General features: G+C 64.3%; 11 protein-coding genes. 10 read left to right on the forward strand and 1 reads right to left on the reverse strand.

Annotation, left to right across the window (positions count from 1 at the left end):
* The first annotated feature begins 76 nt into the window (after window positions 1-76).
* The 3 genes from N2K99_RS03910 to N2K99_RS03920 all read left to right on the forward strand — a co-directional run bounded on the left by N2K99_RS03910 (window position 77) and on the right by N2K99_RS03920 (window position 1,867).
* Complete coding sequence (locus N2K99_RS03910; protein ID WP_227923495.1) at window positions 77-622, forward strand: DUF421 domain-containing protein; 546 nt, start codon at window positions 77-79, stop codon at window positions 620-622.
* Between the two features lie 71 nt (window positions 623-693).
* Entirely contained in the window at window positions 694-1,461 is a 768-nt protein-coding gene (locus tag N2K99_RS03915; RefSeq protein ID WP_227923497.1) for a VWA domain-containing protein, read from the forward strand.
* Between the two features lie 202 nt (window positions 1,462-1,663).
* Window positions 1,664-1,867 carry a cold-shock protein gene (locus N2K99_RS03920; RefSeq protein ID WP_146362594.1) on the forward strand — a complete coding sequence of 68 codons (204 nt, stop codon included), beginning with the start codon at window positions 1,664-1,666 and terminating at the stop codon, window positions 1,865-1,867.
* Between the two features lie 857 nt (window positions 1,868-2,724).
* On the opposite strand, the gene glsA is transcribed toward N2K99_RS03920, so the two are convergent.
* The gene (glsA, locus tag N2K99_RS03925; RefSeq protein ID WP_227933959.1) at window positions 2,725-4,539 is read right to left on the reverse strand and encodes a glutaminase A; all 1,815 of its coding nucleotides are present in this window, start codon (window positions 4,537-4,539) and stop codon (window positions 2,725-2,727) included.
* Between the two features lie 206 nt (window positions 4,540-4,745).
* Here glsA and N2K99_RS03930 point away from each other — a divergent pair, with 206 nt between their 5' ends.
* From N2K99_RS03930 to N2K99_RS03960, 7 genes are all read left to right on the forward strand, one after another.
* A complete protein-coding gene (locus N2K99_RS03930) occupies window positions 4,746-4,949 on the forward strand; it encodes a cold-shock protein (protein ID WP_146362590.1) in 204 nt (67 codons plus the stop codon).
* 269 nt (window positions 4,950-5,218) lie between these two features.
* Complete coding sequence (locus N2K99_RS03935) at window positions 5,219-6,517, forward strand: Nramp family divalent metal transporter (RefSeq protein WP_227923502.1); 1,299 nt, start codon at window positions 5,219-5,221, stop codon at window positions 6,515-6,517.
* Window positions 6,518-6,702: 185 nt separating this feature from the next.
* Window positions 6,703-8,181 carry a serine/threonine-protein kinase gene (locus N2K99_RS03940; protein ID WP_227933960.1) on the forward strand — a complete coding sequence of 493 codons (1,479 nt, stop codon included), beginning with the start codon at window positions 6,703-6,705 and terminating at the stop codon, window positions 8,179-8,181.
* Window positions 8,182-8,208: 27 nt separating this feature from the next.
* Window positions 8,209-8,622, forward strand: coding sequence for a YchJ family protein (locus N2K99_RS03945; RefSeq protein ID WP_227933961.1), 414 nt, complete (start codon window positions 8,209-8,211; stop codon window positions 8,620-8,622).
* 148 nt (window positions 8,623-8,770) lie between these two features.
* Window positions 8,771-9,826 (forward strand): zinc-dependent alcohol dehydrogenase family protein, encoded by a 1,056-nt coding sequence (locus N2K99_RS03950; protein WP_227933962.1) that lies wholly within the window; start codon window positions 8,771-8,773, stop codon window positions 9,824-9,826.
* Window positions 9,827-9,958: 132 nt separating this feature from the next.
* Window positions 9,959-10,975, forward strand: coding sequence for a zinc-binding dehydrogenase (locus N2K99_RS03955; protein ID WP_227923511.1), 1,017 nt, complete (start codon window positions 9,959-9,961; stop codon window positions 10,973-10,975).
* Between the two features lie 92 nt (window positions 10,976-11,067).
* Window positions 11,068-12,465 carry an HNH endonuclease signature motif containing protein gene (locus tag N2K99_RS03960; RefSeq protein ID WP_227933963.1) on the forward strand — a complete coding sequence of 466 codons (1,398 nt, stop codon included), beginning with the start codon at window positions 11,068-11,070 and terminating at the stop codon, window positions 12,463-12,465.
* The last annotated feature ends 51 nt before the right edge of the window (window positions 12,466-12,516 follow it).

A 12,516-nucleotide genomic window follows, 5' to 3' on the forward strand; every position in this document is an offset into this window, starting at 1 on the left:
TGTGATCGGCACGCGTCCGCCATTAACATCTTTGGTAGTCCCGGCAGGTCCAGCCCGGTAACCAAGGAGATGCACCGTGTGGCACAACCTCGGCATCACCCCGTCCGAAGCTCTTTGGGTTGTCGTGAGTGCCCTCGGCATTTACGCAGCCTTCTCGCTGCTGGTCCGCGGCTTTGGGCAGCGCGCACTGGCCAGCTGGTCCACGCTGGACCGCGCCATCGTTATTGCCCTGGGTGCTGTGCTTGGCCGGGTGGTCCTCGGCTACACGCCGACCCTTGCGGCCGGCGTCATCGGATTGGCCACGATGTTCGGGATGCTGCGGGTGGAGGGCTACCTTCGCCGGAGCCGGCACGGAGCCTACCTCACCAGCCGGCCGATCCTCCTGATGGCCGGAAGCGAGGTGGTGCAGGAGGGATTGCGTAAGGCGCACATCCTGGAGGAGGAGCTGTTCTTCAAGCTGAGGCAGTCCGGCATTCGGAACCTGACCGAAGTGGCCGTGGCGATTCTGGAACCTACGGGCGAGGTCAGCATCCTGCGCCGGGGCGAGCGCATTGATCCGCTGCTGCTGACCCGGGTCCCTAACCAATCCCGGATTCCACGGGAACTGGTGCTCCCGGAGTAGGTGTTCCGTGTCCGGGTAGGCTTCTGCGTACCTGCCCCGAGACGGGCGCCACACTCACCTAAAGGACCACGATGCCCCTTTCACTCGACAAGGTTGCCGAGAAGGCTCCTTCCCTCCTCAGCCTCGCGAAGAACGCCTCAGCTGCCGTGGACATGTCCGGCCTGAACGGTCAGACCGCCAAAGTCGCGCTTGTCCTGGACTTTTCCGGCTCCATGCACTCGCAGTACAAGTCCGGTGCCATGCAGCGGCTGGCGGAGAAGGTCCTGGCCTTGGCCACCCAGTTCGACGACGACGGCGCCATCGACTTCTTCGTCTTCGACAGCGGTGCGGCTCACCTGGGTGAAATCAGCCTCGACGATTTCAGCGACGGCGTCTCCCGCCTGATCGGTAAGCGGCGGATGGGTACCACTAACTACGCAGCGGCCTTCCTTGCCGTCCGTGACCACTTCGGGTTTCCGCCGGCTCTGAAGACGCCTACGCGGAAGGGGCTGTTCGGCGGCCCGAAGAAGGTGGAGCCGGCAGCAGGCACAGTGCCCGCCGACCAGCCCGTCTACGCCCTCTTCCTGACGGACGGCGCTCCTGACAGCAAGGCGGCGGCAGTCAAGGCGCTGACCGAGGTCAGTACAACGCCGATCTTCTGGAAGTTCCTGTCCATCGGCCGCGAGGAGATGGCTTTCCTGCAGAAACTCGATGACCTCGAAGAACGGTTCATGGACAACGCCGACTACAAGGCGGTGGGGGACACCGACCAGCTTTCCGACGTAGCCCTGTTCGACGCCATGCTCGACGAGTATCCAGCCTGGATCGCTGAGGCCCGCAGCAAGGGCCTGATCAGGTAATCGGGGGGTGCGGGGGAGTGGATTAGGCGTCCGGGCAAACCTCGTGTAGGCTGAAACGCAGTTGTTGTGTTGCGCATTTTGTATTTCAAGTGGCGAAACCCAATTGGTCTAGCTGCTTTTTCTGTAGAAGCGGTAAAGGAACACCGCGACTGAAACCGCCCGAAAGTCGGGATGTGTTTCGAATGCAGAAGGAATTAAAAAAATGGCTACAGGTACCGTGAAATGGTTCAACTCCGAAAAGGGCTTCGGCTTCATTGAGCCCGACGACGGCAGCGCCGACGTCTTCGCTCACTACTCCGCGATCAACTCCAACGGCTACAAGTCGCTGGACGAGAACCAGAAGGTTAGCTTCGACACCGAGCAGGGCCCCAAGGGCCCGCAGGCCTCGAACATCCAGGCCCTCTAATATTCTTAGAGACTTTGTAACGGCCGCTTAGCGCCGATACTACATAGAGCAGGACGGGATCTCCCGTCCTGCTCTTGTGTTTAACCGGCGTGCTCGGGACGGGTCTGTCGCGGGCAACGGTCCATGCCGGACCGGTTCGTGGTCCAGGCGCTGCTGCCGTGTCTGCCGTTGTCTGCCGGGCCAGGCTGCCGCCCTGCAGCTCGTCGGAAGGCGGATTTCCCCTGCGGGTTGGGAAAAAACCTACGGTTTGTGCCAATTACTGCACTGCGTAGTGTGGGGATTTTCCCAAACCGTGGGGATTTTCCCAAAAGTGGAGGGAATCGGACAAACCGGAAAAGGCGCCGGGGCCAGGCCGGGGTTCGAAGGACCTGGGCCGCAGCTATCGTGTAGGTCTGGGGCCGTGCCTACGGTCTGCCGATGTCTGCCAACCCCGCGGCAGCGGTTCCCTGCAGTTTGGGCGTTTCCCTGCAGTTTGGGTGTTTCCCTGCAGTTTGTCCGGATTCCCGCGCTGCGCGGCGCAGGGATTGCCACAGACTGCAGGGATCCGGACAAACCGGAGGGAATCCGGGCGCGGAAGAAGCCTTCCTAACCAACGTGTGTGGGGTTCAGTAGCGGTCGGGTGCCGTCCGGCACGTTTCCGTCCAAGACTGCGGGAGGTTGCCGGCAGCGAAGGTTCCGACAAGCCCACCCGTGCAGGCGCCCGGGTTAGGCGGCTTTAATATTCCTGCGAGCTCTGCGAGCAAGGAATTTCGTTGCCGCCGTTCCGGGCTCAGGAGCGGGAACGGGTGCCGGACCGGGAGGCGCCGGAGCAACTAGAGCTGGAGCAACTAGAGCTGGAGCGGTCCGCCGCAGCGCCCTCAGTCGTGAATCCGGACGGCTGCCTCGCGCAGGTACTGTTCAACCCGGCTGTACGCGTCCTGGGTCAGGGCCTTCCACAGGTTCATGCTCAGCACCGGATCCTTTTCAGCCAGCTCGTCAATCGAGTCGGCAGTCAGCACCTTGACCTTCACCGGTCCCGCCGCCTTGACGGTGGTTTCCTGGCGTTTGTCCTCGCCCATCGCCATTTCACCGAAGGTCATGCCCGGACCCAGTGTGGCGAGTTTGACCCTGCTGCCGTCCGGACCGGGCATTGACGTAGTGATGTGCCCGGAAACGATGAAGAACACACCCCCGAAGCGCTGCCCCACGCGCCGGACCACGTCGCCGTCGTCGTACGCCCGGTCCTCCATCAGCTGCTGCAGCAGCTGCGCTTCTTCGGGGTCCAGCGGGCTGAGCGCCGGGGAGTCGGCGGGGTCGATGCGGTCCGGCAGGACAAGCTCGGTGCCGTAGCCCTCCAGCAGCCTGTTTTCGCACCACTCGATGGCGGCGGAACGCATGGTGAAGGATGCCGTCTTCCGGTCCAGTTCCTGCAGTGCGGTCGTAACCGAACCCTCAACATCCACCAGGGCCAGTTCCCGCCCGGCACGGCGGAGCATGTCTTCCGCCTCGGCAATCAGCCGGATAGCGACGTCGGACACTTCATCCACGCTGCGCAGGTCGGCAATGACGAGTTCGACGTCGTCGGGCAACTCGGTGAGGGCCCGGACCATGGACTCGGCCCCGGCGAAGAGGAGGTCGCCGTTGAGCTCGATGACCTGTACCCGATGGCCGTGCTGGGCCAGGATCTCCGCGGCCTCGTCCGTGCGCCGGATGCCGGAGGGGGTGGAGGTGATGTCATAGATGGCGCGGATGGCGGAGCGGCCGGTCCGTGCAGCCCGGACAAAGTGGAGGCCCAGGTCGTGGGAGAGCCGCTGGCTGACCGCCACCCCGCGCACGCTGTTGCCGTGGGCGTCCAGGGGAGGGGAAAAGACGGCCAGGCCCACCTGACCGGGGAGGACGGCAAGGATACCGCCGGCCACCCCGGACTTAGCGGGCATGCCTACGCTGCTGATCCAGGATCCCGCGTCGTCGTACATGCCGCAGGTGGTCATCACCGAAAGGACGCGTTCCACCGAGGCCAGGTCCAGGACTTCTTCTCCGGAGAGGGGATGGCGGCCGCTGTTGGCCAGGGTGGCGGCCATCAGGGCCAGGTCGCGGGTGTTGACCATGACCGAGCACTGCCGGAAGTAGTCCTTGATAATCGGGGCGGGATCGGACTCGATAATTCCGAAGGAACGCAGCAGATAGGCCAGTGCGGTGTTGCGGTGGCCGGACCTCAGCTCGGAGGCGTAAATTCGCTGGCTCACGTCGAGGTCACGGCCGGCGAAGGCCGAATAGGTATCCAGGATGCGCTTGAACCGGGACCTGCCGCCGGATCCTTTGACCAGGGAGGTGGCGGTCAGGGCGCCGGCATTGATCATCGCGTTGGCCGGGCGGCCGGTACCTTCGGCCAGGGAGATTTCGTTGAAGGAGTCCCCGGACGGTTCCACGTCCACCTTCTCGTCCACCGCATCCATGCCCAGGTCTGCGAGGGCCAGGGCGTAGGTGAAGGGCTTGGAGATGGACTGGATGCTGAACTCCTCGCGGGTATCCCCAACCTCATAGACAAAGCCGTCAGCGGTGGCGAGAGCAATCCCGAAGCAATCCGGGTCCACATTGGCCATGGCCGGAATGCCGCGGTACGGGGTGCCGTCTTTCAATCCGGCTATCTCGGCGTGGATCCTGCGTAGGTAGTTCTCGATCGGGGAGTCCATACTTCAAGCCTAGGGGCTTGCGGAGGGGTGACTCTCCACGGGGTGCGCGGTATACTTTTGTTGTTGCAGTGTTGTGCAATTTGTACGTTCAAGCGGCGAAACCCAGATCTAGGGCCAGCCGCTTTTTCTGTATTTTGCATGGAAGGCACGGCAACGTGAAACTCCCCGAAGGTCGGGGCAGGTTTCGTTCAGAAGGATGATTAAAAATGGCAACAGGTACCGTGAAATGGTTCAACGCTGAAAAGGGCTTCGGATTCATCGAGCCCGATGACGGCAGCGCCGATGTTTTCGCCCACTACTCCGCTATCAACTCCAGTGGCTACCGGTCTCTCGAAGAGAACCAGAAGGTCACTTTCGACACCGAGCAGGGCCCCAAGGGTCCGCAGGCGGTTAACATCCAGGCTGTCTAATAAGACATTAGGTCCGTTTCACGGGCCGGCTTGAATCAGGAGCAGGACGGGATTAATTCCCGTCCTGCTTTTGTTTTGCCCGCCGGATTCTTTCGCTGGCCGTCCATTGCCGCCCCCGCGGGCGGCCGAGGACACGTGAGCAATCTAACGCAGGATGACTCGCCGAATTCCGTGTGCCCCTGCCTGGATGCGAAGATAACCGGGCTCGGAGTGACGTGCACCATAGGGTAAGCTCCGGCCACACGCGCACCCAAGGTTAGGAACCAGCCATGTCTGCTGACACCCCTCCCAAGAGGCCCGTAAACCACTCCGATGCAGTGGACGACGACGGCGGCGCACCCGCCAAATGGAAGGTGGTCGGTCCCGGGCTCGTGGTGGCTGCTACCGGCGTCGGCGCCGCCGATATGGTGGCCACCCTCGTTGCCGGGTCCCGCTACGGGTACGCGTTGCTCTGGGCGGTGATCCTCGGCGTCGTCCTGAAAATCATCCTGGTGGAGGGTGCCGGGCGTTTCACCCTTGCAACCGGCCTGACCATCTTCGAGGGCTGGCGGTCACTGGGTAAATGGACCACCTGGTACTTCGGCCCGTACATCATGATCTGGGGCTTCATCTATGGAGCCACCGCCATGTCCTCCGCCGCGTTGCCGCTGGCCGCCGTTTTTCCCGCCCTCCCGCTGACTGCGTGGGCGGTCCTGATGGGACTGGCCGGTTTCGTCATGGTCTGGTTCGGCCGATACGCGACCTTCGAGAAAATCACCGCAGTGCTGGTGGGGCTGATGTTCGTCACGGTGGTGGGTCTGGCCGTGATTGCCGTGCCGAATATTCCGGCGATGTTCGCCGGACTGGTTCCGATGATCCCCGAGGGCGGAGTGTTCTACACGCTGGCACTCGCCGGCGGTGTGGGTGGAACCATCACCTTGGCGGCGTACGGGTATTGGCTGCGGGAAAAGGGCTGGTACACCCCCAAATGGATGCGGGTCATGCGCATCGACAATTCCATGGCTTACGTGATGACGGGCATTTTCGTGGTGGCGATGCTCATTGTCGGCGCAGAAGTGGTCCGTTCCGCAGGAGTGTCCCTTTCCAGCGGCGACGCCGGCCTGCTGGATCTGTACGACGTGCTGAAGGTGGAATACGGAGACGTGGTCGGCACCGGATTCCTGATCGGGTTCTGGGCCGCGTCCTTCTCCTCGATCATCGGGGTGTGGAACGGCGTCTCGCTGATGTTCGCCGATTTCTGGGGGAACATCCGCGGCAAGGAATCCGGCCATCCCGACACGCGTATCGGCGGAAAGTACTTCCGCTTCTACGTCCTCTGGCTGACGTTCCCGCCGATGATCCTGTTCCAGCTTGGACAACCCATCGGCCTGATCCTGGTCTACGGTGTGCTGGGTTCACTGTTTATGCCCTTCCTTGCGGTGACCCTGCTCGGCCTGCTCAACGGCCGCCGCATTCCCAAGCAATGGGCCAACAAACTCCATACCAACCTCGCCCTTGGTTTCACGGCGCTGCTGTTCATTGCGCTGGGCATCCAGCAGCTGTGGGACAACATCGCCAAGGCGCTGTAGCGGTACGGAAACATCCGGACGAGCGCCAGCAGACCGGCCCGCCGCGGACCTTTCGCGGCGGGCTAGTTTAGCGCAGCAGGCGGGCTTCCACGAGGGGTAAAACAGAGTAAAAGAAAAGTGCTTACGGGCCATCTACGCAGCGATTCTGCTCAGCTACGCTATTAGCGGCGAGAGAAGGTTGCAGGATGGAAACCAGCGCAACGGGTGGCCTCGACAGGCTCATCGCAGGCCGATACCGACTCATCGAACCAATTGGACGCGGGGGCATGGCCACCGTCTATCGAGGCCAGGATGAAGCGCTCGGCCGCGACATTGCGGTGAAGCTCTTCCGCGCCAGTGCCGTGGCTCCGGACGACATCGGGCGGCAGGAAAACGAGATGCGCCTCCTCGCTTCACTTTCGCATCCGGGCCTGGTCACCCTGTTCGATGCGGGCAAGGACGACGCCGATCCCGGCGAAGGGAACGGCAAAGCGGGGGAGCCTCGGACCTATCTGGTCATGGAGCTGGTTGACGGGCCGGACCTGCGCAAGCGCCTGCGCGAGGGTGCCGTCCTGTCTGCGGATGTCCCCTTCATTGGGGCCGAGCTGGCGGGAGCCCTGGCCTATATCCATGACAGGGGTGTGGTCCACCGTGACGTAAAGCCGGCAAACATCCTGCTGCCGCCGGCTGTAGCGGGGACATCGCCGCGGGCCAAGCTGACGGATTTCGGTATCGCCCGGATTCTGGGCGGCGCCCGGATCACTGCAGCCGGTGCCACCCTCGGCACCGCCAACTACCTCAGCCCGGAACAGGCATCCGGACTGGGGGCAGAACCGGCAAGCGATATTTACTCCCTTGGCCTGGTGCTGCTTGAAGCCGTCACGGGAAGGGTGGAGTTTAACGGCAGCGCTATCGAGGCGGCGGTCGCCCGCCTCAGCCGCGACCCCGCGGTTCCAGAGTCGTTGGAAAGCCATTGGCGCGGCCTGCTTTCCGCCATGACCAGCCGGGACCCGGACCTGAGGCCGACGGCGGCTGAAGTCTCCGCGACCCTGTTGGACTACCGCTGGGCGGAAGGGACGGTGCAGCCGGGACGGGTGCCGCAGCTGGCCTCGGGTCTGGGCGGACCAGCGGTGCCGCAGGTTCCCGCTGACCGGGCTCCCGCCGACCGGGCTCCCGCCGACCGGGCTCCCGCCGCACCGGACTGGGACCCGTGGAGCGGACCGGCAACTCAGGCGGATGTTGCCTCCGTGAAAGACAACAACGCCGCCGGGGGAGCCGGCGCCGTCGTTGCCCCAAGGGAAGTCGTCGTTGCCCCAAGGGAAGCGGACGGGACCGATGGCGGCGAGGCCCTGGGCCGGCATCCCTCGGCGCCCCTGCCTTCGGTTCCCCCGCCCATGGACCTGCCTGCCCTGTCCGGGCAGATCACGTCTCCGCCGAGTGTCCCGCCCACCGTAGGGACGGTAGCCGCAGTGCCGTTGTCCGAGCCGACGCCGCGTGTACAGGTGCTCGCCGAACCGCGGCAGTCCTTCGCCGGACGAGCCCTGCTTGCCGTCCTGGTGATGGCCGTGCTGACGGCAGCGGTGGTCCTGATGCTCGGGCGCGTGGGGGCGCTGCCGGATGGAGGCGTCATTCCAGGGGAGATCGGGCAGAACCTGGAGCGGCTGCAGGACAGCTTCGGGCCGTAACCGGACCAGTCGCGGGATACTGGAGCGATGAGTACCTCTACACCCGTCCCGTCCACCGCTGTCACCGATGAAAGCCGGTGCCCCTGCCTCAGCGGGGAAACCTACGGGAACTGCTGCGGACGCTTCCACTCCGGAGCCGCTACCGCCCCCACCGCAGAGGCGCTGATGCGCTCGCGGTACAGCGCCTTCGCCACCGGCAACGTCCCCTACCTGCTGGCCACGTGGCATCCGGACCACCGCCCCGCCAACCTCGAACTGGACGCAGGGATCGAATGGCGGCGGCTGGATATCCTTTCCACCTCCGGCGGCGGCCCCCTGGACAACACCGGAACGGTTGAATTCCGTGCCCACTACCGGGAGGACGGTCAACGCGGTACACAGCAGGAAAGAAGCAGTTTTGTTCGTGAACGAGGCCAATGGCTCTATGTGGAGGGCCGATAGCCCGCCGCTTCTTCCGGACAGCCACGGGCGGGACCTAGGCTTGAAAGCATCCGACGGCGGCCCCGAAACAGGCCCGCTCAGGGAAGCTCCCGAAACGCAGGCGCATCAGAGGTCCTGCACGTAAGTCGGATGAGCAGGCGAGGACACTATGAAAGCACTCGTTTATGAAGGCCCCGGCCAGAAGTCCTGGAAGGACGTTCCGGACCCTCAGATCCAAGACCCGCGGGATGCCATCGTCAAGATAGATACCACCACCATCTGCGGCACCGACCTGCATATCCTCAAAGGCGACGTTCCGGCCGTTACACCGGGCCGGATCCTTGGTCATGAGGGGGTTGGCACCGTTACGGAGACCGGCTCCGGCGTGAATGCCTTCAAGACCGGCGACAAAGTGATCCTGTCCTGCGTCTCGGCGGACGGCTCCTGCAGTTTCTGCAAGGACGGGCTCTATTCGCACTGCACCGGAGAGGAAGGGCAGTCCGGCATCGGCTGGATCTTCGGACACCTGATCGACGGGACACAGGCCGAGTACGTCCGTGTGCCCTACGCGGACACGTCCATGTACCGGCTGCCGGAAAACGTCTCCCAGGAGCATGGTGTCCTGCTCAGTGACATCTTTCCCACCGGGTTTGAAATGGGTGTGCAGTACGGGCAGGTCCAGCCGGGCGACGTCGTCGCAGTGGTCGGCGCAGGACCCGTGGGGCTGGCCGTGATTGCGACCTCGGGACTGTACGGTGCCGCGAAAATCATCGCCGTGGACCTGGACGCCAACCGGGTGGAGCAGGCCCGAAAATTCGGTGCCACCCACGGAGTGAACTCCGGGGATAAGAACTGGCGGGAACAGATCATGGACCTGACGGATGGCTGGGGCGTGGACGTCGCCGTGGAGGCCGTGGGCATCCCTGCCACGTTCGAGATGTGCACCAGTATCGTGCGGCCCGGCGGCAACGTGGCCAACGTGGGGGTGCACGGGACGCCCGTGAGCCTGGAGCTGGACCGGCTGTGGATCGAGAACATCAACATCAGCATGGGCCTGGTCAACACGAATACCCTGTCCATGCTCCTGAAGTTGATTGCCGAGGGGAAGCTGCCGGCCGAGGAGTTCATCAGCCACCGCTACTCGCTGGCCGACATCCTCACGGCGTACGACACCTTCTCCCGGGCCGCCGAAACGAACGCGCTTAAGGTGATCCTGCAGGCCTGAACTTTTCTTCTGCGGGCAGGAGGGCGGCAGCCGGTTCCGGTTGCCGCCTTTTTGCGCCGCGGCGGCACTGGCAGATAATGAGAACTGGGGCCGCATCTGCCGCCGCAGTTCTGAGTTCAGAAGAGGTTTTCCATGTCTAACGGCACCATGATTGCAGGACGGCTCAACGTTGAGACCGGCACGTTCGCCATGAAGGAAGTTCCGATTCCCGATCCCGGTCCGGGCTTTGTCCGTATCAAGGTCGGAGCTGCGGGCGTGTGCCTGTCCGACGTCCACCTGATCCAGGGCATGCTGCGTCCGCAGTTCCTCGAGGGCAACGAGGTCACCCTCGGCCACGAAGTGGCCGGCACTGTGGACCTTCCCGGTGCAGGTGTCACCTCCGTTGCTCCCGGAGACCGGGTGGTGGTGCAGGCCGGGTACGAATACAACGGCGTCACGCTGACCATGGGTGTTGATTTCGACGGCGGCTGGGCCGAGTACCTCGTTGTTCCCGCCGGTGTGCTGGTGCCGCTGGGGGATGACATCCCCTTCGACCAGGCCTCCATCATTCCCGACGCCGTGTCCACTCCTTGGGCTGCCATTGCCTCCACTGCTGAAGTGCGCGCCGGTGAAGCAGTGGGCGTTTGGGGCATCGGCGGGCTCGGTGCCCACGGTGTCCAGCTGCTGCGCCTGATTGGTGCCGCGCCCATCATTGCCGTTGATCCCATCCCCGAGGCCCGCGAGCGTGCCCTGGAATTCGGTGCCGATCTGGCGCTTGATCCGATGGCGGAGGACTTCTCGGAGGCGATGAAGGCCGCCACTGCCGGCCAGGGGCTCGACGTCGCCCTGGACTTCGCCGGTGTTGACGCCGTCCGGACGCAGGCTATCAACTGCCTGGGCCGGAGCGGACGCCTCGTGCTCGTGGGTCTGTCCGGCAAGCCGATGACCATCAATGACAGCACCGGTTTCTCCTACGCACGCAAGCAGATCCGCGGCCATTACGGCTCGGACGCGCACCACGTACCGCAGCTGGTGTCCCTGGCCCGGCTGGGCCGGCTCGATTTCGCCAAGTCCGTCAGCGCGCGCATCCCGCTGGCCGACGCCGAGCAGGCGGTCAAGGCGCTCGACGCGAAGGAAGGCAACCCGATCCGCCTGGTGCTGATCCCGTAGCTTCATCTGCGCGGGGAAATACCTGAGTAGGTGGTTTTCACAGGGCACTTCAGCACCCTCAAAATGTCGGTGCGGGGTGATGGTCTAGGGGTATGGAAAGCCTTCCGGAATCCTCTATCGACCTTGTTGGCGGCGCCCGCGGCAGCGGTCCGCTGGGGTTTGCCGTGGAAGGCCCGTCCACGCCGGGGACGGGGGTGCACGGCGTTGTCCGGATGGATCCGGCGGCGGACATGGACCCGGCCGCTGCTCTGGACGCCCTCACGGACCTTGCCCGGCTCAAGGCCTGGACGGATGCCCAAACAGTGCTTGTGGTGGAGCGGGTCAAGGAGCTGGTAGCTCCGGCCTTGGAACAATACGGCCGCGGCCCTATGCATGTAGATGACGTCGCGGCTACTGAGGTTGCCTGTGCCCTTAACGTTTCCGGCCGGACAGCGCTGGCGTTGGTGAAGGAGTCCTATGCGCTGTCCGGCGATTTTCGGCGGACGCTGGGAGCGTTGAGCCGCGGCGAGTGCAGTTATCCCCAGGCCCGCGAAATCCTGCATGGACTCGTCGGGGTTCCTTCCGGGTGCACGGAAGGGCTTGAAGCGGAGCTGCTTGAAGCCGCCCGTGATCTGCCACCCGCCCGGCTCGCCGCCAAGGCCCGACGCCTGCGGGAAGTGCTGCACCCCGAAAGCGTCGGCGTGCGGCGCCGGAGGGCAGAATCGGACCGTTGCATCCGCCTCTTTCCGGACCAGGACGGTATGTCCTGGCTCAACGCCTACCTTCCCGCCGAGCAGGCCGAGGGGATCTTCCGCCGGCTGACAAACGCCGCCCGGTCCATGCAGTCCGGGAACGGTCCGGTTCCCAGCGGGCAGCGCGGGGACCAGGACCGGAACCTCGCCCAACTCCGGGCTGACCTGTTCTGCGACCTTCTCACCGGAAGCAGCAGTGACGGGGCCGGGCTGCAGGCCCAGGTGCTGGTCACTGTTCCGGTGCTTACCCTCCTGGGGCTCTCCGACCAGCCAGGAGATCTGGAAGGGTACGGCCCCATCGATCCGGATACCGCCCGGAAGCTTGCCGCGGGAGCAGGCTCGTTCCTTCGGCTGCTGACCGACCCGGTCTCCGGTGCGGCCCTGGCACTGGACCGAAAACGGTACCGGGTACCCAAAGATCTCCGGACTTGGATCCGGGTGCGGGACCGAACCTGTCGCTTCCCGGGCTGTGGGGTGTCGGCCGGTTCCTGCGAAGCGGACCACACGGTGCCTTGGTGTGAAGGCGGAGCCACAGATCATGGGAACCTGGGGTCGTGGTGCCGCAAACACCACAAACTCAAGAGCGAGGCTCTCTGGAAAGCGGATCAGCCCACACCGGGGGAGTTCGAGTTCCGGTCCGTCCTGGGCCGGCGTTATCAAACCCGGTCCGATCCACCGACGGCTGCGGTCCCTGCTGGTTTTCCTGCCGCGGTATTGCAGGCGGATCCGTACCCGGACCCTGGTCCACCGCCGTTCTAGGTCCGGCCGGTTGAAGTCCGGTCCTCGTGATGCCTTCCGGCGCCCTCCTGC

This window comes from Arthrobacter sp. zg-Y1110 (genome assembly GCF_025244865.1).
Taxonomy (GTDB): Bacteria; Actinomycetota; Actinomycetes; order Actinomycetales; family Micrococcaceae; genus Arthrobacter_B.